Origin of the sequence: Bradyrhizobium sp. YR681, from assembly GCF_000282615.1 — a bacterium.
GTDB lineage: Bacteria > Pseudomonadota > Alphaproteobacteria > Rhizobiales > Xanthobacteraceae > Bradyrhizobium.
Genome location: NZ_AKIY01000019.1, coordinates 1 through 21106 on the forward strand (window position 1 = coordinate 1; position 21106 = coordinate 21106).

Annotated in this window: 33 protein-coding genes and 1 tRNA gene; 12 read left to right on the plus strand and 22 right to left on the minus strand. The window is 62.9% G+C overall.

Annotation, left to right across the window (positions count from 1 at the left end; all coding sequences use genetic code 11):
• On the minus strand, positions 1 to 652 hold a 652-nt coding region (locus PMI42_RS02665), incomplete at its 3' end, for a carboxyl transferase domain-containing protein (protein ID WP_008130343.1).
• Positions 653 to 676: 24 nt separating this feature from the next.
• Positions 677 to 1849 carry an isovaleryl-CoA dehydrogenase gene (locus PMI42_RS02670; protein WP_035964310.1) on the minus strand — a complete coding sequence of 391 codons (1173 nt, stop codon included), beginning with the start codon at positions 1847 to 1849 and terminating at the stop codon, positions 677 to 679.
• A 109-nt stretch (positions 1850 to 1958) separates the two neighbouring features.
• Here PMI42_RS02670 and PMI42_RS02675 point away from each other — a divergent pair, with 109 nt between their 5' ends.
• The gene (locus PMI42_RS02675; protein ID WP_008130345.1) at positions 1959 to 2987 is read left to right on the plus strand and encodes an AraC family transcriptional regulator; all 1029 of its coding nucleotides are present in this window, start codon (positions 1959 to 1961) and stop codon (positions 2985 to 2987) included.
• A gap of 100 nt (positions 2988 to 3087) precedes the next feature.
• Here the strand turns inward: PMI42_RS02675 and PMI42_RS02680 are convergent, their stop codons facing one another.
• The 3 genes from PMI42_RS02680 to PMI42_RS02690 all read right to left on the minus strand — a co-directional run bounded on the left by PMI42_RS02680 (position 3088) and on the right by PMI42_RS02690 (position 4756).
• Positions 3088 to 3387: a DUF3551 domain-containing protein gene (locus PMI42_RS02680; RefSeq protein ID WP_008130346.1), complete on the minus strand. Its 300-nt coding sequence runs from the start codon at positions 3385 to 3387 to the stop codon at positions 3088 to 3090.
• Positions 3388 to 3635: 248 nt separating this feature from the next.
• Positions 3636 to 4133, minus strand: coding sequence for an Lrp/AsnC family transcriptional regulator (locus tag PMI42_RS02685; protein WP_008130347.1), 498 nt, complete (start codon positions 4131 to 4133; stop codon positions 3636 to 3638).
• A 317-nt stretch (positions 4134 to 4450) separates the two neighbouring features.
• Positions 4451 to 4756: an ETC complex I subunit gene (locus PMI42_RS02690; RefSeq protein WP_008130348.1), complete on the minus strand. Its 306-nt coding sequence runs from the start codon at positions 4754 to 4756 to the stop codon at positions 4451 to 4453.
• Between the two features lie 262 nt (positions 4757 to 5018).
• Here PMI42_RS02690 and PMI42_RS02695 point away from each other — a divergent pair, with 262 nt between their 5' ends.
• Positions 5019 to 6191, plus strand: coding sequence for an OpgC domain-containing protein (locus PMI42_RS02695; RefSeq protein ID WP_008130349.1), 1173 nt, complete (start codon positions 5019 to 5021; stop codon positions 6189 to 6191).
• Positions 6192 to 6215: 24 nt separating this feature from the next.
• Here the strand turns inward: PMI42_RS02695 and PMI42_RS02700 are convergent, their stop codons facing one another.
• Positions 6216 to 6410, minus strand: a complete 195-nt coding sequence (locus PMI42_RS02700; protein WP_008130350.1) for a hypothetical protein — start codon at positions 6408 to 6410, stop codon at positions 6216 to 6218.
• Positions 6411 to 6744: 334 nt separating this feature from the next.
• On the opposite strand from PMI42_RS02700, the gene PMI42_RS40610 reads away from it, so the two are divergent.
• Positions 6745 to 6876 carry a hypothetical protein gene (locus tag PMI42_RS40610; protein ID WP_283805792.1) on the plus strand — a complete coding sequence of 44 codons (132 nt, stop codon included), beginning with the start codon at positions 6745 to 6747 and terminating at the stop codon, positions 6874 to 6876.
• Between the two features lie 327 nt (positions 6877 to 7203).
• On the opposite strand, the gene PMI42_RS40325 is transcribed toward PMI42_RS40610, so the two are convergent.
• The gene (locus PMI42_RS40325; protein ID WP_008130351.1) at positions 7204 to 7596 is read right to left on the minus strand and encodes a hypothetical protein; all 393 of its coding nucleotides are present in this window, start codon (positions 7594 to 7596) and stop codon (positions 7204 to 7206) included.
• 273 nt (positions 7597 to 7869) lie between these two features.
• On the opposite strand from PMI42_RS40325, the gene PMI42_RS02710 reads away from it, so the two are divergent.
• Positions 7870 to 8091: a hypothetical protein gene (locus tag PMI42_RS02710; protein ID WP_008130352.1), complete on the plus strand. Its 222-nt coding sequence runs from the start codon at positions 7870 to 7872 to the stop codon at positions 8089 to 8091.
• Positions 8092 to 8221: 130 nt separating this feature from the next.
• Here the strand turns inward: PMI42_RS02710 and PMI42_RS02715 are convergent.
• The 4 genes from PMI42_RS02715 to PMI42_RS02730 form a co-directional block, all read right to left on the minus strand.
• Positions 8222 to 8298: transfer RNA gene (locus PMI42_RS02715), tRNA-Pro, on the minus strand.
• A 109-nt stretch (positions 8299 to 8407) separates the two neighbouring features.
• On the minus strand, positions 8408 to 8893 hold the full coding sequence (locus PMI42_RS02720; protein ID WP_008130354.1) for a DUF192 domain-containing protein: 486 nt from the start codon (positions 8891 to 8893) through the stop codon (positions 8408 to 8410).
• Between the two features lie 179 nt (positions 8894 to 9072).
• Complete coding sequence (locus tag PMI42_RS02725; protein ID WP_035964311.1) at positions 9073 to 9732, minus strand: cold-shock protein; 660 nt, start codon at positions 9730 to 9732, stop codon at positions 9073 to 9075.
• A 199-nt stretch (positions 9733 to 9931) separates the two neighbouring features.
• Complete coding sequence (locus tag PMI42_RS02730) at positions 9932 to 10693, minus strand: SIR2 family NAD-dependent protein deacylase (RefSeq protein WP_035964313.1); 762 nt, start codon at positions 10691 to 10693, stop codon at positions 9932 to 9934.
• Between the two features lie 298 nt (positions 10694 to 10991).
• Here PMI42_RS02730 and PMI42_RS39915 point away from each other — a divergent pair, with 298 nt between their 5' ends.
• Positions 10992 to 11156: a hypothetical protein gene (locus tag PMI42_RS39915; RefSeq protein WP_008130359.1), complete on the plus strand. Its 165-nt coding sequence runs from the start codon at positions 10992 to 10994 to the stop codon at positions 11154 to 11156.
• A gap of 84 nt (positions 11157 to 11240) precedes the next feature.
• Here the strand turns inward: PMI42_RS39915 and PMI42_RS02735 are convergent, their stop codons facing one another.
• Positions 11241 to 11528 (minus strand): hypothetical protein, encoded by a 288-nt coding sequence (locus PMI42_RS02735; protein ID WP_008130361.1) that lies wholly within the window; start codon positions 11526 to 11528, stop codon positions 11241 to 11243.
• A 352-nt stretch (positions 11529 to 11880) separates the two neighbouring features.
• Here PMI42_RS02735 and PMI42_RS40615 point away from each other — a divergent pair, with 352 nt between their 5' ends.
• Positions 11881 to 12006: a hypothetical protein gene (locus tag PMI42_RS40615; RefSeq protein ID WP_008130363.1), complete on the plus strand. Its 126-nt coding sequence runs from the start codon at positions 11881 to 11883 to the stop codon at positions 12004 to 12006.
• Here the strand turns inward: PMI42_RS40615 and PMI42_RS02740 are convergent.
• The 3 genes from PMI42_RS02740 to PMI42_RS02745 all read right to left on the minus strand — a co-directional run bounded on the left by PMI42_RS02740 (position 12003) and on the right by PMI42_RS02745 (position 14027).
• Positions 12003 to 12200 carry a hypothetical protein gene (locus PMI42_RS02740; RefSeq protein WP_008130365.1) on the minus strand — a complete coding sequence of 66 codons (198 nt, stop codon included), beginning with the start codon at positions 12198 to 12200 and terminating at the stop codon, positions 12003 to 12005. The two genes, PMI42_RS40615 and PMI42_RS02740, sit on opposite strands and share 4 nt — an antisense overlap.
• 859 nt (positions 12201 to 13059) lie before the next feature.
• Positions 13060 to 13197, minus strand: coding sequence for a hypothetical protein (locus tag PMI42_RS39920; RefSeq protein WP_008130370.1), 138 nt, complete (start codon positions 13195 to 13197; stop codon positions 13060 to 13062).
• Between the two features lie 533 nt (positions 13198 to 13730).
• Positions 13731 to 14027, minus strand: a complete 297-nt coding sequence (locus PMI42_RS02745) for an HU family DNA-binding protein (protein ID WP_007591377.1) — start codon at positions 14025 to 14027, stop codon at positions 13731 to 13733.
• A gap of 396 nt (positions 14028 to 14423) precedes the next feature.
• On the opposite strand from PMI42_RS02745, the gene PMI42_RS02750 reads away from it, so the two are divergent.
• The 3 genes from PMI42_RS02750 to PMI42_RS02755 all read left to right on the plus strand — a co-directional run bounded on the left by PMI42_RS02750 (position 14424) and on the right by PMI42_RS02755 (position 15622).
• Positions 14424 to 14726, plus strand: a complete 303-nt coding sequence (locus tag PMI42_RS02750) for a hypothetical protein (RefSeq protein WP_008130385.1) — start codon at positions 14424 to 14426, stop codon at positions 14724 to 14726.
• Between the two features lie 82 nt (positions 14727 to 14808).
• Positions 14809 to 14985: a hypothetical protein gene (locus PMI42_RS39925; protein ID WP_008130389.1), complete on the plus strand. Its 177-nt coding sequence runs from the start codon at positions 14809 to 14811 to the stop codon at positions 14983 to 14985.
• Between the two features lie 142 nt (positions 14986 to 15127).
• Positions 15128 to 15622 carry a hypothetical protein gene (locus PMI42_RS02755; RefSeq protein ID WP_008130390.1) on the plus strand — a complete coding sequence of 165 codons (495 nt, stop codon included), beginning with the start codon at positions 15128 to 15130 and terminating at the stop codon, positions 15620 to 15622.
• Positions 15623 to 15648: 26 nt separating this feature from the next.
• Here the strand turns inward: PMI42_RS02755 and PMI42_RS02760 are convergent, their stop codons facing one another.
• The 5 genes from PMI42_RS02760 to PMI42_RS02780 form a co-directional block, all read right to left on the minus strand.
• Positions 15649 to 15906, minus strand: coding sequence for a hypothetical protein (locus PMI42_RS02760; RefSeq protein ID WP_008130391.1), 258 nt, complete (start codon positions 15904 to 15906; stop codon positions 15649 to 15651).
• 12 nt (positions 15907 to 15918) lie between these two features.
• A complete protein-coding gene (locus PMI42_RS02765) occupies positions 15919 to 16197 on the minus strand; it encodes a hypothetical protein (RefSeq protein ID WP_008130392.1) in 279 nt (92 codons plus the stop codon).
• Complete coding sequence (locus PMI42_RS02770; protein ID WP_008130393.1) at positions 16197 to 16397, minus strand: hypothetical protein; 201 nt, start codon at positions 16395 to 16397, stop codon at positions 16197 to 16199. Before PMI42_RS02770 ends, PMI42_RS02765 begins: the two co-directional genes overlap by 1 nt.
• Before the next feature lie 95 nt (positions 16398 to 16492).
• A complete protein-coding gene (locus PMI42_RS02775) occupies positions 16493 to 16729 on the minus strand; it encodes a hypothetical protein (protein ID WP_008130395.1) in 237 nt (78 codons plus the stop codon).
• Between the two features lie 183 nt (positions 16730 to 16912).
• Complete coding sequence (locus tag PMI42_RS02780; RefSeq protein ID WP_008130396.1) at positions 16913 to 17128, minus strand: hypothetical protein; 216 nt, start codon at positions 17126 to 17128, stop codon at positions 16913 to 16915.
• 123 nt (positions 17129 to 17251) lie between these two features.
• Here PMI42_RS02780 and PMI42_RS02785 point away from each other — a divergent pair, with 123 nt between their 5' ends.
• Complete coding sequence (locus PMI42_RS02785) at positions 17252 to 17437, plus strand: hypothetical protein (protein ID WP_008130398.1); 186 nt, start codon at positions 17252 to 17254, stop codon at positions 17435 to 17437.
• 351 nt (positions 17438 to 17788) lie between these two features.
• Here the strand turns inward: PMI42_RS02785 and PMI42_RS02790 are convergent, their stop codons facing one another.
• Positions 17789 to 18673, minus strand: a complete 885-nt coding sequence (locus PMI42_RS02790; RefSeq protein WP_008130399.1) for an SDR family oxidoreductase — start codon at positions 18671 to 18673, stop codon at positions 17789 to 17791.
• Between the two features lie 18 nt (positions 18674 to 18691).
• Between PMI42_RS02790 and PMI42_RS02795 the strand changes: the two genes are divergently transcribed.
• Entirely contained in the window at positions 18692 to 19387 is a 696-nt protein-coding gene (locus PMI42_RS02795; RefSeq protein WP_202802800.1) for a TetR/AcrR family transcriptional regulator, read from the plus strand.
• Positions 19388 to 19421: 34 nt separating this feature from the next.
• On the opposite strand, the gene PMI42_RS40330 is transcribed toward PMI42_RS02795, so the two are convergent.
• Positions 19422 to 19787 (minus strand): hypothetical protein, encoded by a 366-nt coding sequence (locus tag PMI42_RS40330; RefSeq protein WP_008130403.1) that lies wholly within the window; start codon positions 19785 to 19787, stop codon positions 19422 to 19424.
• 940 nt (positions 19788 to 20727) lie between these two features.
• Between PMI42_RS40330 and PMI42_RS40730 the strand changes: the two genes are divergently transcribed.
• Positions 20728 to 21063, plus strand: a complete 336-nt coding sequence (locus PMI42_RS40730) for a helix-turn-helix domain-containing protein (RefSeq protein WP_008130405.1) — start codon at positions 20728 to 20730, stop codon at positions 21061 to 21063.
• Positions 21064 to 21106 lie beyond the last annotated feature (43 nt).

Genomic DNA, 21106 nt, shown 5'->3' on the forward strand with positions numbered 1-21106 from the left:
CCAGCGGCGGGCCGCCGAGGAAGATGGTGCCCTGGTTGCGCACGATGATGCTCTCGTCCGACATGGCCGGCACATAGGCGCCGCCGGCGGTGCAGGAGCCCATCACGACCGCGATCTGCGGGATGCCCTGCGATGACATCTGCGCCTGGTTGTAGAAGATGCGGCCGAAATGCCGCTCGTCCGGAAAGATCTCGTCCTGGAGCGGCAGGAAGGCGCCGCCGGAATCCACCATGTAGACGCAAGGCAGATTGTTCTGCCGCGCCACGTCCTGCGCGCGCAGATGCTTCTTCACGGTCATGGGGTAATAGGTGCCGCCCTTGATGGTGGCGTCGTTGGCGACGATCACGCATTCGCGCCCCGCGATGCGCCCCACGCCGGTAACGACGCTCGCCGAATGCACGTCGCCGCCATAGAGGCCGTAGGCCGCAAGCGGTGACAGCTCCAGGAACGAGGTGCCGGGATCGACCAGGAGGTCGACGCGCTCGCGCGCCAGCATCTTGCCGCGCGCGGTGTGGCGGTTGCGCGAGACCTCGCCGCCGCCGCCGGCGACCTGGGCGAGCTTTTCACGCAGATCTGCGACGAGACCGCGCATGGATTCGGCGTTGCGCGCAAAATCCGACGAAGAAGGATCGATGCTGGAATGGAGCGGCATGTTGTTTCCAATGGGATGAAGGTTCTAAGCCGTCTCGGCCATCAATTCGCGTCCGATCAGCATGCGTCGGACCTCCGAGGTGCCGGCGCCGATCTCGTACAGCTTTGCATCGCGCCACAGACGCCCGACCGGAAATTCGGACGTATAGCCGACGCCACCGAGCGCCTGGATCGCCTCACCGGCCATCCACGTCGCCTTCTCCGCGGAATAGAGGATCGCAGCCGCGGCATCCTTGCGCAAGCTGCGCGCATGGTCGCCGCGGTCGCAGGCTTTTCCCACGGCATAGACATAGGCGCGCGTGGCCTGCCAGGTCGCGTACATGTCGGCGAGCTTGCCCTGCATCAGCTGGAAATCGCCGATCGGCTGGCCGAACTGCTTGCGCTCATGCATGTAGGGCACCACGGCGTCCATGCAGGCCGCCATGATCCCGAGCGGGCCGCCCGAGAGCACCGTGCGCTCGTAGTCGAGGCCGGACATCAGCACCTTGACGCCCTCGCCCACCTTGCCGAGCACGTTCTCCTCGGGCACCTCGCATTCGTCGAAGAACAAGGGATAGGTGTTGGAGCCGCGCATGCCGAGCTTGTCGAGGTGCTGGCCGTGGGTGAAGCCCTTGAAACCCTTCTCGATCAGGAAGGCGGTCATGCCGCGTGGGCCGGCTTCCGGATCGGTCTTGGCGTAGACCACCAGCACGTCGGCATCGCCGCCATTGGTGATCCACATCTTCGAGCCGTTGAGCACGTAGCGGTCGCCGTGCTTGTCGGCGCGCAGCTTCATCGAGACCACGTCGGAGCCGGCGCCCGGCTCGGACATCGCGAGCGCGCCGACATAGTCGCCCGAGATCAGCTTGGGCAGATAGCGCTGCCGCTGCGCGTCGTTGCCGTTGCGGCGGATCTGGTTGACGCAGAGGTTGGAGTGCGCGCCGTAGGACAGGCCGACGGCGGCCGAGCCGCGCGAAACCTCCTCCATGGCGACGATGTGGGCGAGATAACCCATGTTGGAGCCGCCATATTGCTCCGGCGCGGTCATGCCGAGCAGGCCGAGGTCGCCGAGGCGCTTCCAGATGTCGGCCGGGAACAGGTTCGCTTTCTCGATCTCCGCGGCGCGCGGGGTGATCTCCGCCTCGACGAAGGCACGCACGGTATCGCGCAGCATGCTGATGTCTTCGCCCAGATCGAAATCGATGCTCGGGATGTTCAAGGCGATTCCTCCGTAATTTGACACCGAACCTAGCGGCATCAGGGCCCTTCTGCGGTCGAAAAGGTTGCATTTTCCGCCAAACTTGGCGAGGATTTCCGCGAGGAACCCGATGCCTTTCCAGACCGCAACCGCGCTCCCCCGCCGCGCCGTGACGCCCGCCGCCTTTGTCCGCGGCGTGATTGCCGCATATGAGAGCTGCGGCCGGGATCCGGCCGAGGCCCTGAGCCGGGGTCAGGTAACGCCAGACCTTGTCAATTCTCCGGACGGGCGGGTCACCGCCGCCCAGTTCGAGGCGCTGGCGGGCCATGCCATGCGCGAGCTCGACGACGAGGCGCTCGGCTGGTTCTCGCGCCGCCTGCCATGGGGCACCTACGGCATGCTGTGCCGCGCCTCGATCACGGCGCCGACGCTCGAGGTGGCGCTCAAGCGCTGGTGCCGGCATCACCGCCTGCTCACCGAGGACGTGCTGCTCGACCTCACCATCGGTGAAGAGACCGCAATCGTGTCGATCCGGGAGCGGCGCGACCTCGGGTCTTTCCGCGAGTTCTGCCTGGTCACCCTGCTCCGCTACGCGCTCGGCTTCTCCTGCTGGGCGGTGGACTCCAGGATCGCGCTCCGCGCAGCCGAATTTCCCCATGCCGAGCCGGGCCATGTCTCGGTCTATCCGACCATCTTCTGCCGGAACGTCCGCTTCGATGCGGACCGCGCCTGCATCGTCTTCGACAAGCATTATTTGTCGCTGCCGCTGACCCGCAGCGCGGTCGATCTCGACAACATGCTGAAGGGCGCGCTGAGGCTGACCGTGCTGCCCTATCGGCGCGACCGGCTGCTGGTCGAGCGCGTCCGCCGCGTGTTGCGCGATGCGCGCGGACGCAGTCTCGGCGCCGAGGATGTCGCAAGCGAGCTGGCGCTCTCGACCCGCACCATGCACCGGCGCCTGCGCGAGGAAGCCACCTCGCTGCGCGACCTCAAGGAAGAGGCAAAGTTCGAGCTGGCAAAACAGGAGCTGATGCGCGGCCGCACCCCGGTCAAGCGCATCGCGGAGCTCGCCGGCTTCCGCAATGAGAAGAGCTTTTCCCGCGCCTTCCGCACCTGGACCGGCGCCTCCCCCCGGGAATTTCGCAGCCGCTATCGCTGAGGCGCGCCGTCACCTCATCGTCATAAATTCACGGCCCCCGAGATTGCTCTCGGAGGCCGCATTGTCTCAAACCGGTCGATCAGGAACGTTGGTCCTTGCTTCAGTTCGAGTTGGTCTGGCCGCCCGAACGAAGCTTGCCGCGCGACTGCGTCTGCTTCGGCTGGAAGGCGAGCGCGTCGTTGCTGGTCTTCGCGCCGCCGGCCTGCGAACACGAGCCGCCGATGCCGCCGGCTGCCTGACGGCAGGCTTCCATGGTCGGATAGCCGCAGCCGTGCGCGGCCTGGGCGCCGTTGGTGATGCAGTAATCGTCGGCCTTCGCAGCCGGTGCCGACAGAACCAGAAACGCAGACGCAAACAGTGTCGCAGCCGATGCCGCGATCGTCTTCGAGGTCGATGTCATGATGTCTTTTCCTGCTTAGGGTCCCACAAAAGCATCCCCGGCGTGCGACGCAGACCGAGGTTCACACCTTGCATCTAGGCGGCGCGCAGGGAGCGACAATCACGGTCCCGCGCATTGCAGGGCTTCGCAAATCACATGTCACAGTTAGGTGAGTTACTAAGCTTTTATGACATTATCCGAATCCGCTCATTGGGTGCAGAGGCCCGACGCTTCGGAATTTCGATGATCGAGATCTGCCCCGGCAGCCCCTAGCCGGCCGACACTGACGCGGCCGCGATCTCCTGCAACGGCAGCGGCACGTCCTTGGCCACGCCCAGCACCGGAAAGCTGCGGACGTTCTTCACGTCGGGCATCGCAGCGAAATGCAGCAATTGCTGGCGCATGCTCTCGACGCTCGGCGCGACGCATTTCAGCAGATAGTCGGTGTCGCCCGAAATGCGCCAGCACTGCTGGATGCGCGGGATCGCTGCGATCGAGCTCTCGAACGCCTCCAGCACCGGCTGGGCCTGGCTGCCGAGCTGGATCGAGACGAACGACACGACCTCATAGCCGAGCCGCCGCTCGTCGATGACGGCGCGCACCGCCCGGATCACGCCGCGGCTGAACAGCGATTTCAGCCGCCGCAGGCAGTTGGGCGCGGACACGCCGACGCGCAGCGCCAGTTCGTTGTTGCGGATCCGCCCGTCCGCTTGCAGCTCGGAAAGTATCTTCAGATCGACGCCGTCGAGCTGGTCACGCCCGGCCATCCCCCCACCTCGCCATGATCGTCATACGAGGCAGCGAAGCATGCGGCGGAAGTGGTGCCAACCACCTTGGGCTTCCCGCGGATCAGAAAACGCAGCGGACTTCTCGCCCGCAGCCCATCCTTCGAGACGCCCGCCTGCGGCGGGCCCTCAGGATGAGGTCACGTTCGCGGCAAGATAGCAGACCTCATGGTGAGGATCCCGCAAAGCGGGCGTCTCGAACCATGCAGGCCACGCTCCTCCGTCACCACCGCCGCGCCCAAACGCAAATGCCCGGGACAAGCCCGGGCATGACGGCATCTCCGATGAGAGAATGGCCCTCAATGCGTCCAGGGCTCGCCGCGCCGGAACGAGAAATTGTCGGCATACGCGACCGGGCGGCGGATCGAATCCTGGGGCTCGATGACCTGGTAGGCGATACCCTTGCGCTCGCAATAGGCGACGGCCTCTTCCTTGCTGTGGAAGCGCAGCGTGATCTGCTGCTTCATGTCGCCGGACGAGGTCCAGCCCATCAGCGGCTCGACCGAACGGGGCTGCTCCGGCTCGTAATCGAGCTGCCATTCCCGGGTCTTGGACCGGCCGGATTGCATCGCGTTCTTGGCGGGCTTGAAAATGCGTGCGGTCATGGACGGTCCGGGCCTCGTTTTGCGTCTTTTCGTTCGATTTCGATGCGTCAGGGTGGCAGTTGGTGGAAACCTCAGGGATAGTATAGAGACACCGGTCGGGAACTGATCGGTGATTCCGGCCCCCCGGTAACCTTCACGACGGTATAGTCATTATGCTGCACCGTGACAATTGCGTACCCGCTGTCCGCGCCGGGGTCCCGCCCGGCCGCGGCGCCGCCTCGCCGATTTCAGACTATCCGTCCCCTCCGAAAGCTCCCGTCGCATGGCCTTCCTGAACATCAACGCCACGCTCCCCGAAAAGGGCCGTGACCTCAGGCTCGACCTGTTTCGCGGCGTCGCGAACTGGGCGATCTTCCTCGACCACATTCCCGACAACGTCGTGAACTGGATCACGACCCGCAATTACGGCTTTTCCGACGCCGCCGATTTGTTCGTCTTCATCTCCGGCTACACCGCCTCGTTCGTCTATGCGCGGATGATGCTGGACCGCGGCTTCATCGTCGGCGCCACAAGGCTGACCAAGCGGGTCTGGCAGCTCTACGTCGCCCACATCATCCTGTTCGTGATCTACATCGCCTCGATCTCCTATCTCGCGCTGCGCTTCGGCGATTCCGAGATGATCAACGAGTTCAACGTCGCCGGCCTCGTCGACAACGCCACCGAGACGCTGCGCCAGGGCCTGTTCCTGCGCTTCAAGCCGCTCAATCTCGACGTGCTGCCGCTCTACATTGTGTTGATGGGCCTGTTTCCGCCGGTGCTGTGGTTCATGCTGCGCAAGCCCGATCTGACGATGGTGCTGTCGATCGTGCTGTGGCTGGCCGCGCGTCATTACGGCCTGAACCTGAACGCCTATCCGGCCGGCCAATGGTACTTCAACCCGTATGCCTGGCAGGTGCTGTTCGTGTTCGGCGCCTGGTGCGCCATGGGCGGTGCGCGGCGCTCGATGACGCTGATCAACGCGCCGGTCACGCTGTATCTGTGCCTCGGCTATCTGCTGTTTGCGCTGGTCATGACCATGGCCGGCCGCTTCCCCGGCTTCGGCGCCATGTTCCCGGAATGGTTGTTCTCGGCCTTCAACCCCAACGACAAGACCAACCTGGCGCCCTACCGCTTCATCCACTTCGTGGTGATCGTGGTCCTCGTGATCCGCTTTGTGCCGAAGGATTGGCCTGGCCTGGAGTGGAAGGTGTTCGATCCCGTGATCGTGTGCGGCCAGCAGTCCCTCGCCGTATTCTGCGTCGGCGTGTTCCTGTCCTTCGTCGGCCATTTCGAACTGTCGATGAGCTCGGGCTCGCTGTTCGCGCAGATCTTCGTCAGCGTCGCCGGCATCGCGATCATGACGACGGTGGCCTATTACATCTCGTGGTCGAAGAAGCAGGACAAGCCGTTGAAGCCGCCGCCGGCCAAGCCGGCGGCGACCGCGAAGGCCGCCTGAGCCTGACGATGGCGATGCGGCGCCTCAGGCAGCCGCTTCGCCGTCGAACTCGGTGAACTTCTTGTAGATCCAGTCGCGGCCGTCGTGCCGGCGCCAGACCTTGCCGTAAACGAGCTGCCCGTTGATCGAGCGGCGCGGCACGATCACGGTCCAGAGGTGCCAGATCTCGGTCCAGCTCGCTTGCGGATTGACGGTTTTGAAGTTGCGATCGAAAGACATGACGCAGGACTCACAGGATACGCGCGCGGCAACGAACTGTGATCTTGTGTGAGCACGGATTTGAGGCAGTCCGTCGCGAGCTGGCACCGATCTGATAACGATTGCGGAGGTGGCCGCAACAACCGCTCACCCTTAACCTAACCGGTCAACCTTACCTGTCGCATGCAGGTGGTAAGACCGGTTGAAAGCCGGCGCCGAGTTTTCTAGAATGCGTGCACCATTTGAGAAAGAGCGCGCCGTTTTGGACGCGTTGCAATTTTGAACTGATATCGAATTTTCAAAAGACTTACTGGCTGGGGCAACCATAATGAATTTGCAGTGTGCATGTCTGCGCTTGGCGGTGCGATCGACGCCGCCTGCCCCGTTGATCAGGACGCCGGTCGAGGGGCCGCCGAAGCCCGCCAACGACAACCAGATGGTCTGGCCGTTCGTGCCGTTTCCGTCCGGCTGGCACGCCTCGAGCTGATCGGCCGATCTGAAGACGACGACGCCCGAAAAGAGTGAGCTCTGAAAAGCGCAACGCCGCGCAAGCGCAATATCATCGCTTGGCGGCGTCCGTTAGATATTGGGCGCTGAAATCCCCAACACCCTTATGTCTACGGCGACAAGCCAAAGGTTCGACGAAATCCGGCTAATTCTAGCTCTTCGAATCCGCCTCAATGCCTTGAAAAATCGCGCAGAAGTGGCGTCGTGCAGGGAATGACCGCCAGGGATTTGGAGAGTGCCGTGCCCGGGCCGCACCAGTGCTTCAGGACGCCATGGACCGCGTGCGCGCCCCGGCGATCGGGCCGGCTCAGATGCCGGCGCTGGCGCTCGACGTGCTCTGCGCATTGCCACCGAGCGAGCCCTGCGCGTTGTAGGTCTGCCCCGCCTGGTTGCCTTGGCTGCCTTGCCCGCTCGCCGCCGACGTCTCGACATCGGTCGTGCCGTCCGAATAGGTGATCGTCGTGGTGGTGATCCCGTCGATGGTGATGGAGACCTCGCTGACGATCGTCTTGGCCGAACCGCCACCGCTCGATCCCGAGCTTCCATCCGCCGATTGCGATGAGGACGTTGCCGATGTCGACGACGTCGCGGATGTCGAGGATGCAGCCGACGTCGAGGATGCCGCGGAGGATGACGCCGTCGCGGTCGACGGGGATGTCGTTACCGCCGCACTGGTTGATGCAATCGCACTGATCGACATGAAAACCTCGCTCGAGAGAATCCGCGGGCGTGGCTCCAACCCGCGCCCTATCCCGTCCTTCAACGCGGAAACTGCGCCGGGCAGGCGCCGGCGGCACGAAAAATTCGATTGCGGCACATTTCCGGGCCCGCCGGCAGCAACCAATCGCCGCGCAGCGAGTTGCCGCTTTTTCCCACCCCTGCACGGCGCATCCACGCGTGTTCGCGATCGGCGAACACCCGCCTACACGGGCAGCCGGATCGTCTCACGTCCGTGTGAGCTGGAGCGCGGCCGATGAATTTTTACGACCGGGCAGAGACCAATGAACAGCAGGCCGGAAGGCAAGGGGATGCCGTGAGCCAGATCGATACGACCGAGAAACTTTCCGAGGCGCCGGAGAGCGGTAGCTCGCTGTTCGCACTCTGCGGACTTGGCGTCGCGGGAGTAGTCATGCTGGGCTGGATCGGCGCGCTCGCCTGGATCGCCTGGCGGCTTGTGGATTGGCTGCTGTTCTGAGGCGCGAGTGCGCAGCCGCCACCGCGGCTGCGACGTCCCGATATGCGCTGACAGCCCGGTCGACGCCGGCGACGGAAGGCAATCCGGGGGCGAAATCTCGAGGGAACTGCAGGGGATTCGAGTCCGGGACTGGTCGGGGCAGCTGGATTCGAACCAACGACCTGCAGTACCCAAAACTGCCGCGCTACCAGGCTGCGCTATACCCCGAATGTCCGGCGAGCCCCGTCGATACACGCTTCCCAAAGCGCCAGCAAGCCTTCAGCCGCCGCCACGCCTTTCCGGCCGTCAGGCCGGCAATGCCCCCCGGCCGGACCGCCTATTTGCCCGCGAACAACGGATGCTCAACGCGGTCGCCGGGACGGATGCCGTATTTCTGCGCCGTTCCCGCCACCACCTCCAGAACCGCCCGCGCCGGTCCCCCGGACGAGATGATGCTGGTCGAGAGCGGCTCGGTCTTTTCCGCAATCCGCAGGATGCTGCCGTCGGCGCGGATGAAGATCATGTCGAGCGAGACATAGGTGTTCTTCATCCACATCGACACCTCCTGCTCGGGCTTGAAATCGAACAGCATGCCTTTGCCGTCGGCCAGTTCCTTGCGGTACATCAGCCCGGTCTGCTTCTCCTGCTCGCTCGTCGCCATTTCCACCGAGAACACCCGCACACCGTTCCCGGTGACGATCTTGAGCGGCTGCACGCTGGCCGCGCCGGACGGCGCAGCGGCGACCGCAAGCCCGGCAATGACGAGGATGGTGGCGAGCCAGCCCGTTGCAACGGACCAGACGGCCTTTCGATCAAACTTCATGGGACGGTACTCGGGGTGTGGAACTGGGCCAGTCCTTACGCAACGACCATGGCAAAAGCCAGAGGCGCGCCGGCCGGGCCTGCGCGCCTGTTGTCACGATTGTGGGACCGGGAAGGCCGAAGCGTTTTCGAGCGAAGCGGATGCCGGCTCGCGTGAAGACAACGCGTCGAGACAACAGGCTAGTGGGACGATACCGGGGATCCCGTCTCGGGATGGATCTCGGCCGCCATCATGCCCTTGGAGCCGGGCCCGAAACGGACCAGAACGTACTGGCCGGGCCGCAGTTCGGTCATGCCGAAGCGACGCAGCGTCTCCATGTGCACGAAGATGTCGGGCGTGCCCTCGCCGCAGGTCAGGAAGCCGAAGCCACGCAGCCGGTTGAACCATTTGACCTGGGCCCGCTCCAGTCCGCTGGTCGGGGTGACCGTGACGTGGGTGCGCGGCGGCAGCATCTGGGCCGGATGGATCGCGGTCGACTCGTCCATCGAGACGACGCGGAAGGCCTGGTAGCCCTTGGCGCGCTGGATGCACTCGACGACGATGCGGGCGCCTTCATAGGCGGTCTGAAAACCGTCGCGCCTAAGCACGGTAACGTGCAGGAGCACGTCGGGCCAGCCATTGTCGGGAACGATGAAGCCGTAGCCCTTGGACGCGTCGAACCATTTGATGACGCCATGGACCTCAACGAGATTGGCACTGGCCTCGCCCAGCCCGGTGAAAGGGCTGAGCGCGCTGTCACGGCCAGCGCTGCCATGCTCGCCCGGCGTCAGGCGCCCCGGCGAAGTGCCCTGTCCGGGAACTCCAAGCTTCTTGGACTCAAATCCGTCCGACGACCCCATAACCCCGGACCCCACACATGCCATGCAACCCGCCACATTGGCGGCGCTCGAATCACGCGTCTTAAGAGAATGTTCTCAACTCGACGCGACGCGAATCTTTCGACTCAAAAGATAACACTCCCGGTTGCGACGCATAGACAAAAAAGAGATTCGCCGGAACCTATGAACAGCTTGCACAGCCGCGAATCAAATTAACGCCTCAATTGCCGACGAAGGGCCCGAGCGTTTCGCCGATGTCGTGGCGGATGACGAGGTCGGCGATGTCGTCCTGCTCGGTCGGCTCGCGGTTGATGATCACCAAACGTGCACCGGCGTTCTTCGCCATCATCGGAAAGCCCGCCGCCGGCCAGACCACGAGCGAGGAACCGATCGCGATGAAGAGGTCGCAATGTCGCGATAGCTCGGCTGCACGCTGCATTTCATCCTCCGGCATCATCTGGCCGAAGGAGATGGTTGCGGTTTTCACGGGCTCGTCGCACGCGGTGCAGTCGGGCGCGGCACCTTCGGCGTCGAAGCGCGCCTTCACCCAGTCGAGCTGATAGATCTGCCCACATCCGATGCACTTCGCAAAAGTTGTATTTCCATGAAGTTCAATTACGTGCTCGGCGGCGAACCCGGAGGCCTGGTGCAGATTGTCGATGTTCTGGGTGATGATTCCGGGAACCTTGCCGGCGCGGTAGAGCGAGGCCAGTGCGCGATGGCCGCGGCCGGGCCTTGCCGCCGCAAAGATCTCCTGCATCGCGAAACGGCGGCGCCAGGATTCGTCGCGCGCCTCCTGGCTTGCGACAAACTCGCCGAACTCGATCGGGCGATAGCGCGTCCAAATTCCGCCCGGCGAGCGGAAATCGGGGATGCCGCATTCGGTCGAGATGCCGGCGCCGGTGAACGGCACGATGGTCCTGGCTTCGGCGATCATGTCGCCGAGACGCTCAACGCCGCTGCGAAGATCCGATGCAAACAAACGCGGACTCCCGGGTTTGCTGTTGCGCTAGCTGCAACATGCGCAAGCGACAAGATCGTTGACGCTCTTATCCACCGTCAAGCAAAGCGCAAAGAGGTTGCGAAGCAAAGCGCGGTCGGCAATTTTTCCGCCCTTCGCTTATCACAATCCTGCAATGCCTCCTCCCCATTGACGCCCCAATCAGAAGCGCCAATGCATGTGTTGAATGCGACTCAGGGCCCGATGCGGCGGCAGCGCCTGAGCACACTCGTCAACACAGTCGAGTAGCACAGTCCAAGTGTGAACAGAGGGGATGGACATGACCGAAGACGAACAACGCAAGATTCGCGAACGCGACGAGATCGCCGCCCGTGTCGCCGCCTTCCGCGCCACCCAGGAAAAGTTCAAGCGAGAACGCGACGAGTATTTCGTGTCGACGCTGGAGAATGCCCGCAAGGTCGAGCGGCCCTCGCTCTGGCCTTAGCGGATCGTCTGCGCCTCAGGACGCGAGAGACACGCGAAAGAAAAAAGCCCGGAGCATCGCTCCGGGCTTTTCGCGTGGGGGCCGTTACCAGTGACGGTAATAGTGGCGGTGCCGATAGTACGGTCCATCGCCGTAATAGGCATACGGGCCAGGCGCATAATAGGCGGGGCCGCCGTAATAGCCGTAGCCCGGACCGTAATAGCCGTAGGGGTGCGACGCGGCGACCGCGCCTGCGGTGATCGCGCCGGCGGCCAGACCGAATGCGAGGCCCGGACCGATGCCGCGACCACGCGCCTCGGCAGGCGCAGGCGCTGCGACCGCGGACACGCCAACGGCGGCGACGGTGGCCAGAACTGCCAATGTCATCTTCATGCTCTCTCCTCCTTCACATCTCGCCAGAACAACGCGGCAAGACAAGTCGCCAGGGCAACGCGCACCGCCTGCGATCGTTGCACGCGGTGCGGAACCGAAGGCCGTCAAAAAAAATGTCCCGGCAGACGGAACGAAATCGCGCAGCCGGTATTGGGCTTGTGAGTGCGGCGTCTCCGCTATCCGGTAGAGGCGACAGCACGAAAGCCCCGTCAGCATCTCCGCGATGCTGGCGGGGTTTTCATTTTCGCGCTCCAGGCGGGCTCTGTCCGGGCGGGTGCCGGGGATCGGGAACAAGTTTTTCGCGCCCACGTTGAGCCCGGCTTGATCCGAACGAGGTCAGTTGAGGCCCGACATGCCCGCGTGGCTCGAAGTGTTGCTCAATCTGTCCGGCTATGCCGGCTTCGTGGCGCTCGCGACCCGCGGCGCCGCGGGCCCGCGCGCCGCGACCGACGATGGGATCTCCAGCGACGAACGCTAATTTGCGTGCGGCGGCTGACCCGCGGTGCGCACCAGCCGGTCGGCCTTGACCGCGACGCGCGTGTCCTCGAGCTGTGGCCGCAGCGAGAAGCTGATCACCACGAAAGCGAGGCAGAACAGCGAGCCGACGATGGCAACGCGTCGGTAGGTGTGGCGGTCGCCCTGGTAAAACGACGGTTCTGAAAAAGGTGTCATGGCAAAAGCTGCTTCTTGGCAAAGTCGTTGTTGTCTTTGCCCAACACCTATCCCAACCCGCGACGAGCGCAACGCGATTGGGCTTTTAACCTAACCGAATAGGGTTATCGGCTTCCGCGAAAGCTTTCGTTAGCAGCTCGCGCGCCCTCTCGTGACGAGCACTGCCGCGAGAAGCGAGATGGCGAGGCCGCGCCATTCGTCGACCGGCTTTGTTCCAGCTTCGACTCCGCTTCGTTCTCAAAGAACGAATCGAACCCGACAAAACCGGCGCGGAGCAACTCTTAACAAGAGGTGTGGGTGACATAAGAGGTGTGGGTGACGCCGGCACCAGCGCGCACGCCGGCTCGACGATGTCATCGCGGCGGCGACACCTGCGGTACTGACGGCCTGCCCTTGCGCAAACTCGCGTGCCGCCTTGGATGCCTGTCGTACCAGAACAGTCTTGCGAGCTCGACGACCATCTCGACAAACCAGCACGCATCCATGTTTGCTCTCCCCCTCGCCTATTGCCTATGCGGGGAATGAGAACGGGACTGTGCCTGAGCTCACGCTGCCTCGTTCTGACACAGGCACTGTGTCGACATGCGAGCAGGCATGACTTGTTCTGCATCCAACTCCATTTCGTTCCCGAAGAACGAATCGGAGTCGAAGACATCGGCGCGGAACGAGTGCTAACGATCGATGAAAGCGCGTCGTCACCTCGTCGGCGGCAGCGATCTTCGGTGGCAAGAGTGTCGGCACGGCCGCAACCACGATGCGGTCTGGCGGCAAGGTTCGCATCGCGCGCGGACGTGAGGATCGCGCTTTCCGATCGCCGCGCGCTCTGGATGTCTGCCGGCGGAGGTCCGCCGGCGCTTCCTCAAGCCGCCCGCCTCTCCTTTCCCTTTTCGGAAAAGCATTCGAGGATCTGGATGCGGAGTTCTTCTGCGGCCGGGCCTTCGACCTTCCTGAGCTGGTTCCAGAGCCGGATCACTTCGCGCTGTTTTTCGTTCGTCATGAGTCACCTCCAAGGCGGCCCATAAGAACAAAATGAGAACGAAAAGTCCAGCCCTCGCGCGCGATATCCTGCGCAAATCGCCTCGAACCTTTTGGGGTTTCAGCGCCCGGTCACATGGCAGCGTCGCCGGACGAACATAGTCCGTCACCGCGGCGCTGTTGCTTTTTGGATTTTCAACCTTAAGTTCGTGCCATCCCGCGTTGGAGACGGCTGACGGCCAGGCGCTGAAATCCCATTGCCGTCAGTTTGGAAAGCCCCGTGCGCAAGCGCGGGGCTTTTTTCAATCAGGGTACGCGATGCATGCAGGGCGCGCGATGAATGGCGCCGTCGGTGGGAGGGAGATCGCGATCGCCGCGCATGATCTTCTCTTCGAAGAGTGAACCTCTTGCAGGCTGGCGCGTCTCATCAATGAAGCTTCCCCCAGGCTTCACCCCATCAGAAAGCCCCGCTTCCCCCAGGCGGGGTTTTCGCTTTCTTGCGGACGCCCCTGCCCCCATGCCTCGACGGCACGCAGGCAGCGCGTCACGGCCGTATCAGACGGAGTCCTTGGCCACCTTCAGCGGCGAGGCCTTGACCGACTTGCTCGCCGGCTTTGCAGCAAACTGCATCGGCTCCTTGGTGAAGGGATTGACGCCCATGCGGGCTTCGGTCGCCGGCTTGTTCACGACCGACATCTTCACAAAACCGGGAATAACGAACTCGCCGGACTCGTTGAGCTCCTTATAGCCCACCGTGGCCATGTACTCGATGACCGACTTCACGTCGTTCTTCGAGAGCTGGGTGCCCTCGGCAATCGCATCGATCAGCTGGGTCTTGGTCATCTTCGCCATGGTCGAAAGTCCTTTTGAATTGGGTGCGCGTGAGCTGCACGGGGCACTCTGCCGGGCACGCGACAAAGCCGCGCAGCGCGCTTTGTGTTCATGCCGGCGGTCAGGAAGTCACGGGGCTTAGAACCCATCGAGGCCGAAAACGCAAGCGGTGGTTCTACGTGAGTTCCGCCTCTTTTGGGGCCTCACGCGTCCCGGGCGGGCAATCGGCCGACGGCGATCGTCAGCCAGCCGGGATGAAGCGCAGTTCGACGACGGGCGCCTTGGCGGAGTCAACATGGCGGAAGGTTTGAGTCACCTCGCCGTGAAACCTGTGGCCCGGCGCGCCTCGTTGACACTTCAGTAACCCAACACATCCAAGCTCCACATCAAGTATCGTTGCGTTGGAGTACCCCCACAGTGCTGGATTTTGACGAGCTGCGTGAACTCGCGGCTGATGTTCGCATTTTCGTCGATGTCGCCGAAGACAAGGCCGAAGCGCTCAAGGCCGTGATTGCGGCTTATGACGTGGTGCTGGCGATCTTCCCTGCCGAGGAAGGCATGGGCCTCCATGTCATCAAGGGCAAGGAGATCCTGGACAGGATCGCGACATCGCGGACCACCACGATCTACAGCCACACCGCCATCGCGGTTCCCGATCTCGATCATGCCAGGGCGCTCAAATATCTGACGGCCCCGGTCGAGCAGCGGATCGCGGCGTAACTGCAGACGCGGCGTTTCCTCGCAGGATTAGGAACAGTCGGCTCTGAGGCGACTTGACTGATCTCCAGATGAGGAGACTGCAATGAGCGTTGAAGGTAAAGCCAAGGAAGCCGCCGGCTATATCAAGGAAGAGCTGAACGAGCACGGCAAGTCCCCCGAGAGCCAGAGGAAGGCTCAGGAGGGTCGTGACCTCAGGAACGAAGGCCGCGTCGAAGACGGCAAGCCGCCGAAGACGACGAAGCCCGGCACCGGTCACTAACCGACTTTTCGAAAGCCGCCCCTGACGTGTCGGGGGCGGCTTTTTCGTGTTCAAAATTCTTCCGCTCGCGATCGTGCCCATGCCCCGACTGGCAGGATGCTCCGGCTGTTGTATGGTCGGATGTGTTTCTCGCGAGGGGCGGATGAAGATTGCCATTGTTGTCGCAGGCCTGATCGTCGTTGCAATCGCCGCCCTCGTGGCGATCCAGCCAGGCTTCCTGAAGCCCGCGTCGCTGGCGGCCGTGAAGAAGTCCGACATCCTCGGCTTTTCACCCGGAATGACATTCGAGGAGACGAACAAGGTCATCACGCAACGCCGCTACCGTTGCCGCCAGCTTCGCGAATCCTACACGCTCGAATGCGCGGTCGATGGCGCCAGGGTCACGATCGACAGCGACGAGGCGGATGCAAAACACCCGATCTGGCGCGTCCATGCGGAGTTAAGCAATCCGGGGCCGCAGGACGTTGCCGTCAAATCGATCTCCGACCAGTTCAACGCCCAGCCGACCGGAGACGCCCGTGCGGGATGGATCTGGATCGTCGGTCGCGGGCTGAAGCTGAGCTACGACGGCAACGCCCTGAATCTCGTCGACGAGGCCGAGGAAACCAGGCGCAGCAAGGAAGGATCAAAACGCTAGCGCGCCGCCGCAATTCCCGGGGATATTCACTCGCGCATGTCCTTGATCGCAAGGTGGCATCCAAACGCCACCAGCACCAACGTGAACGACGCGCCGAGCAGGATTCGGAGCGTCAGTTCTGTCCCCTCGCTCACATACCTGACGTCGTGACGGTGCGCGTAACGCTGGGGATGTGCGGCGTCCGGCGCCTGAGGAGAACGCGTCAAGAGCACGAGCCACGCGACGGTCCCGCAAATCGCGGCGATCCGCGCAATCTTGCCCAAATTTTGAAGCCAGCGTTTCATGCGGCCCCGATCTCAGGTCTTCGGCCCGGCCTGCAGCTTGAGAGCGCTGATCGCGACAAGAATGGCGAAGGCACAAAGTCCGTAGGTGAGCGCGTTCACGACCCAGCAAATGGCGATTCCCGCGAAGCTGGATCCTCCCACGGCTCCCCAGAACAAATACGCCGCGCTGATGCCGGGCCACTCCAGCGAAAGATAAGCGAAGTCGGTCAGCGGCTCGATGGCGAGGAGCACCGAGGAGACCAGCGCGCCGATGGCCAATGCGATGATGAGGTTCGTTTTCACGGAGCGCATCACAATCCCAGCAGCCCGGCGAAGACAGGAATGAGGATATAGGCCGCGAGCCCGAGCAGGCCGCCCACGAGAAAGCGCGCAGCACGGCCGCGAATCTTCGGCTCGAGCCACGCGCAGACCGCCAATGCAGCCCGCTTCAGCCAGTGACCGGCGAGGCTTCCGACGAGATCGAACAGCAGTTCTGCAAAGACAGCGGCCATGGCGTTTAGTCGCCCCACCTCCGGCGGGGTTCAACCTGCCGGGAGTGACCATGTCGGTCGGCAGGCTCGGGACGTCGCCGAGGCCGCGACGGATTTTACACGGGGGATCGAGCGCGCCGTGTTCGTGATACGCGCTCTCCGCGCAAGAACTTCAAGCCCTCGATCGTGAGCTTCGGCGTGTCTTCGGGTTTTCCGGCGAGAAAGACCTTGAGGCGCTGGCGCGCATCAGTGGTCTGATCCTGCGTCAGGTTCACCATCATCCCGTACGCCTGCATGATCTTTTCAATCGTATCCATGACCGTCAACGCCGCAAAGGGAACCAGGGTTCCCATTGAGGGGGCGCCGGAGGCCTTTATTTGGAGCGCCGCCTGTACGGCCTGGTCTGCGATGGGTCGCGGTCGGCACCGCGATCATCGTCGAGACGTCTTTGATGTTTGCCCAATCACCGATCGCGCGCGAGCCCTGCATCAGATACCGCAGGCCTGCCGCGTACCTTGGCGGTGAGGCGTGCGATCTCAGGCAGCCTTGCGGTGCTGCTCGACGGCTGCGATGGCCCTGTTCGAGAGCATCAGGGTCCGGCTTTCGCCCTTCAGGATCTGGGTCTTGATGCTTCCCAACAGGATTTCGGCCGTCTGCTGCGGATCGGTGATCTCGCCTGATCGCTCCAGGTAATCCCAGGCGATCTGAAGCGAGCTTTCCATGATGAGCGGGAGTGGTTCGGGTTCGGTCATATCAGACGAACGCCGCGCGGGCCCCGCTGTTCCTTCCGGCCTGCCCTTGGCGCTGGAGCCATGTGCCCGGCTTTCTCGCCGGCGGTGGGTTCTCTTTTGCGAGAATTCCCTGCATAGTGCGGCATGGCCAAAGCAAAAGTGACCTTCAAAACCGTCCGCCTCTCAGACAACAACTGGAAGATCCTGGCGGACTACCCCGATCACGAACAGCGCGAGATCACCGGATTCACCAGCAAGGCGGATGCCGACGACTGGATCAACGGCGATCGCAAGATCGCATGGCTCCGTTCGCAGGGCTACGCCAAGTGAACTAGTCAAGCGAACAAGCCAAGTGAACTAGTCACGCGACGTAACTGTCGCGCGCGCACCGCGCCCCCTCTTCGATGTCCAAGCCATGTCGTGTCATGTCCTCGTGCGGACAGAGGATTGCGCATGCGCGCCCCCGCGCCTTGCGTTGGCAACAGGACGCGCTAGCCATCCCCTGCAACCCCGCGCAATCTTTCCCAGCCTTCGAAGCCAGCGCGTCATGCGAATCTGCCTGGATTACGGTGACAGTGCACCAGATCTTGGCAGCAGCTCACTCGTCTTCCGGTGCGGGCGGCTTGGGCCCGCAACATGAAATGCGTGGCTTGTGCCTCAACTGGCGCCTTGCTCCGTGGTCTACTTCCGAAACTTCGAGATGTTTTCGCTCAGCCAGCCTGCGACCGATCGCGGTGCGTGGCCCGTCAATGTCTCGACCGTTGACGTCGTTTCAGCGAGCGCCGACTCGTGAAAGAGGCGATCCAGTCCGAGCAACAGGTCAGCAACAAATTCATTCAGTCCCGAGGCGAGCAGTTTTTCGCGTTGCTCCGCGGCGCTCCGCTGCTGATATGTGACCGTCCGACCAAGCAGTTTCGAGACTTCTTCGGCGATCTCAGCCATGCTCACCGCGCGTGACCCGGTCAGGTGATAGGCGCGCTGGGCAGTCGGGTGCGCATCGTCCAGAAGAGCAACGCGCGCGGCATCGGCGACATCGCGGGTGTCGATCAGGTTCACCACTCCATCGCCCGCCGCGCCACCCCAGGCGTCCTCGGCAATTTGAGCGCCGGCCCGCGCCAGGATGTCGACGAAAGCCGATGGCCGCAAGACCGTGTAGCCGATGTCGAGGGTCGCAAGATGCGCCTCGATTTGCATGTGCCAGTCCATCGGGTGCAACCGTGAGGGCGGGCCCATCGCGGACAATTTCACGATCTGGCCGACGCCTTCGGCGACGGCCGCGTCGATCAGCGCAATCTCGTTGGCAACCTGACGCGGCGACGTGCCATGGGCCAGAAAAAGCCGATCGGCACCGCGCAAGGCGTCCCCGAGACTGGACGGCACATCGAAATCGACCATCGCGAGAGAAACACCGGAGGGCACGCGTTGGGCGTTCGGATTTCGGGTCAACGCCACCAGATCGAGAGGTACGGAGACCAGGCTCGTAAGAAGCGCGGATCCAACGCGGCCAGTCGCGCCGGCGACGGCGATCCGGGGGCGGCTGTTGTTGGGCCGTGAGGACTTGAACATCGAGGATCTCCGTGTATCTTGGAACGATCAGTTCAAGATATTTGGAACGATCGTTCCATGAAGTCAAGCGGGAATGCGATGAGCGGAAAGCCCCAATTCGATGACGACACCGTGATCCATTCCGCGATGGAGATCTTCTGGCGCCACGGCTACGCGGCATCGTCGATCGATCAACTCACGACGGCGATGGGTCTGTCGCGCTCGAGCATGTACAAGCGGTTTCGGGACAAGGACGGCTTATTCCAGGAGGTTCTTTCGACCTACACCAAGCGCGTGCTGAAGCGGATGGGCGCGGTTCAAGCCGGTACGAAGCGCCAGCAACTCGAAGCTCTCTTTCACGAATTCCTGCCCAGAGAGGGCAAGTCGGCGCGCCCGCCCGGCTGCATGCTCGCGCGATCCTGCATGGAAATGGCCGATCTGCCACCCGCGAGCCAGGCGGTCGCGCGGGAGGGTGTCTCGGGCCAGCGCGCCATCCTCAGCAAAATCCTGCGCGATGCGGTCGCCAGCGGAGAATTGGCCCCCAATTCCGACATCGCCGGTCTGTCATGGCACTTCCTCGGCGTGTTGCAGGCCATGATGAACTTGCCGCAAGCCGGCGCCGCGTCCGGAGAGCTTCGCAGAATGATAGACCTTGCGATGCTGGCATGGCCATCGGAACCATCCCCTGCGGCACCTCAACGTTCCAGCGAACGGAGATCATCCAGATTGCGGTAGATTGCGGTGACCGTGCATTAATACCGGCCGAAGCTCATTCTTCTTCCGGCACGGACGGCTTGGGCCCGCGCTTGCCCGGTCTCAGAACCCGCTTGGTCTGGCGTTCGATGCGGGCGAGAAAGCGGTCGTCGCCGAGCGGCCTGCCGATGCTCTCCGCCGTACGCAAAGCGTCGAACAGATCCGCCTCCGGCTCGGTCGTCAGCAGATCGGCAAAGTGCGGGAAGCGGTCCCGGACGGGCGCCAGCGCGGTGAAGCCGTCGTCCCTGCCGTGCAGATGCGCCCGCGTGCTCGACCACCGCCAATCCCGTGCCCGCTTCACCAGACGCGCGCGCACGGGGTTGAGCGAGACGTAGCGTAGCGCCGCCGCAAGATAAGGCTTCGTCCATGGCGACGGCGCCAAACCGCCCCTGCCAGAATTGGCCGGTGCGCTTGCGTCGCGCCTGAATGGTTCCGGCATAGCTTCGATGCACGCGCGCCAGCGCGGCGCAGACCGTCGGGATTGGACGGCACTAGAACGAGATGGACGTGGTTCGGCATCAGACACCAAGCCCACACCGCAACGCCTGCGGCTTTGCAATTCGCCACGAGCAGGTCGCGATAGAGCGCATAGTCGCCGCCCTCGAAGAACGTACGCGCCCGGCCGTTGCCGCGCTGGGTGACATGGTGCGGATGACCGGGGATGACGACACGAGCAAGACGGGCCATGCCGCATCACCAACGTCTGGTAGTTTGTAGAGGTTCGGCGTCTCCTCCCCACCCTCGGCGCTGGGCGAGCCCTCTTTGGAGGGCTTCTGCTTACCTGCCGACGCCAAAGCACCCTCCGCGACGGGGATCGCGGAGGGTGCTTCGTGGTCCTTCGTCACCCGGCCACGTGGGTCCAGGCCAACGCCCCATAGGCGATGACCAGGCCAACGTGGAGGATGGCGATAGTCGCGTAGAGCGCCATCTTACCCTCCTTCGGTTTGGGTTTTTGCTAGAAATTTCGTTCCGGAACTTGCGAGAAATCTACTATCAAAACGTCAGTTCACGAAGCATTTTAAGGAGACGTGCATGTCCTGGGTTCGGCAACCAATAGGGTGACATGGTTGTCTTCCAAAGAAGACCCCAATGGACGGATACATACTACAAAGTAATTGGGGGCAGGGAAGACCGCTCTCCCCTCCCCCCCTTACAACCCCCCCAACCCCAGCGGTCTAGGTGAGCAGATCCCTGCCACACAGTTCGGGAAGCAAATGGCAAAAAAAGGCAGACGAATTCGAACTCGCCGCCCACTACGGAATCGTCCGCCGCGCCGTCATCCACGCGATTCGAAGGCGGTCAGCCGTTGGGGTGACCAAGTCATGCGGAGCGGATTTACGATAGTCCCGAACACGTTGCTCTATAATCAGGATCGGCTTGCGCTTTCGCCGAACGAGATGAACGTGCTTCTGCACCTAATTTGCTATTGGTGGGACAAGGAACGACTTCCGTTTCCTTCTAAGACACTCATCGCGACACGAATGGGCAAAGACCCGCGCACGGTGCAGCGAAATCTGACGAGCCTGGAGAAAAAGGGATTGGTTACGAGAATACTTCGATATTCGAAAGGCAACAGGAAGAACAGCGGTTACGATCTGAAAGGTCTCACAGAAAAGATTACGGGTTTGAAGCTCAACTACGCGGATTACCGAGAGTAACTTAGAGCGATTCAATAAGGCGGCCGTCGCAAGCACTCGAGAA

Excerpts from the sequence above, each read along its gene's own strand:
- PMI42_RS02785 (WP_008130398.1), top strand. The coding sequence starts at position 17,252 with ATGGCCAAAGCAAAAGTGACCTTCAAAACCGTCCGCCTCTCAGACAAC.
- PMI42_RS02755 (WP_008130390.1), top strand. The coding sequence starts at position 15,128 with ATGAAGATTGCCATTGTTGTCGCAGGCCTGATCGTCGTTGCAATCGCC.
- PMI42_RS02695 (WP_008130349.1), top strand. The coding sequence starts at position 5,019 with ATGGCCTTCCTGAACATCAACGCCACGCTCCCCGAAAAGGGCCGTGAC.
- PMI42_RS02725 (WP_035964311.1), bottom strand. The coding sequence starts at position 9,732 with ATGGGGTCGTCGGACGGATTTGAGTCCAAGAAGCTTGGAGTTCCCGGA.
- PMI42_RS02735 (WP_008130361.1), bottom strand. The coding sequence starts at position 11,528 with ATGAAGATGACATTGGCAGTTCTGGCCACCGTCGCCGCCGTTGGCGTG.
- PMI42_RS02690 (WP_008130348.1), bottom strand. The coding sequence starts at position 4,756 with ATGACCGCACGCATTTTCAAGCCCGCCAAGAACGCGATGCAATCCGGC.
- PMI42_RS02700 (WP_008130350.1), bottom strand. The coding sequence starts at position 6,410 with ATGTCTTTCGATCGCAACTTCAAAACCGTCAATCCGCAAGCGAGCTGG.
- PMI42_RS02720 (WP_008130354.1), bottom strand. The coding sequence starts at position 8,893 with ATGAAGTTTGATCGAAAGGCCGTCTGGTCCGTTGCAACGGGCTGGCTC.
- PMI42_RS40325 (WP_008130351.1), bottom strand. The coding sequence starts at position 7,596 with ATGTCGATCAGTGCGATTGCATCAACCAGTGCGGCGGTAACGACATCC.
- PMI42_RS02675 (WP_008130345.1), top strand. The coding sequence starts at position 1,959 with ATGCCTTTCCAGACCGCAACCGCGCTCCCCCGCCGCGCCGTGACGCCC.
- PMI42_RS02710 (WP_008130352.1), top strand. The coding sequence starts at position 7,870 with ATGAATTTTTACGACCGGGCAGAGACCAATGAACAGCAGGCCGGAAGG.
- PMI42_RS02685 (WP_008130347.1), bottom strand. The coding sequence starts at position 4,133 with ATGGCCGGGCGTGACCAGCTCGACGGCGTCGATCTGAAGATACTTTCC.
- PMI42_RS02775 (WP_008130395.1), bottom strand. The coding sequence starts at position 16,729 with ATGGGAACCCTGGTTCCCTTTGCGGCGTTGACGGTCATGGATACGATT.
- PMI42_RS02790 (WP_008130399.1), bottom strand. The coding sequence starts at position 18,673 with ATGTTCAAGTCCTCACGGCCCAACAACAGCCGCCCCCGGATCGCCGTC.
- PMI42_RS40730 (WP_008130405.1), top strand. The coding sequence starts at position 20,728 with ATGCGGAGCGGATTTACGATAGTCCCGAACACGTTGCTCTATAATCAG.
- PMI42_RS39915 (WP_008130359.1), top strand. The coding sequence starts at position 10,992 with ATGACCGAAGACGAACAACGCAAGATTCGCGAACGCGACGAGATCGCC.
- PMI42_RS40615 (WP_008130363.1), top strand. The coding sequence starts at position 11,881 with ATGCCCGCGTGGCTCGAAGTGTTGCTCAATCTGTCCGGCTATGCCGGC.
- PMI42_RS02765 (WP_008130392.1), bottom strand. The coding sequence starts at position 16,197 with ATGCGCTCCGTGAAAACGAACCTCATCATCGCATTGGCCATCGGCGCG.
- PMI42_RS02780 (WP_008130396.1), bottom strand. The coding sequence starts at position 17,128 with ATGACCGAACCCGAACCACTCCCGCTCATCATGGAAAGCTCGCTTCAG.
- PMI42_RS39925 (WP_008130389.1), top strand. The coding sequence starts at position 14,809 with ATGAGCGTTGAAGGTAAAGCCAAGGAAGCCGCCGGCTATATCAAGGAA.
- PMI42_RS39920 (WP_008130370.1), bottom strand. The coding sequence starts at position 13,197 with ATGACGAACGAAAAACAGCGCGAAGTGATCCGGCTCTGGAACCAGCTC.
- PMI42_RS02760 (WP_008130391.1), bottom strand. The coding sequence starts at position 15,906 with ATGAAACGCTGGCTTCAAAATTTGGGCAAGATTGCGCGGATCGCCGCG.
- PMI42_RS02740 (WP_008130365.1), bottom strand. The coding sequence starts at position 12,200 with ATGACACCTTTTTCAGAACCGTCGTTTTACCAGGGCGACCGCCACACC.
- PMI42_RS02680 (WP_008130346.1), bottom strand. The coding sequence starts at position 3,387 with ATGACATCGACCTCGAAGACGATCGCGGCATCGGCTGCGACACTGTTT.
- PMI42_RS02745 (WP_007591377.1), bottom strand. The coding sequence starts at position 14,027 with ATGGCGAAGATGACCAAGACCCAGCTGATCGATGCGATTGCCGAGGGC.
- PMI42_RS02770 (WP_008130393.1), bottom strand. The coding sequence starts at position 16,397 with ATGGCCGCTGTCTTTGCAGAACTGCTGTTCGATCTCGTCGGAAGCCTC.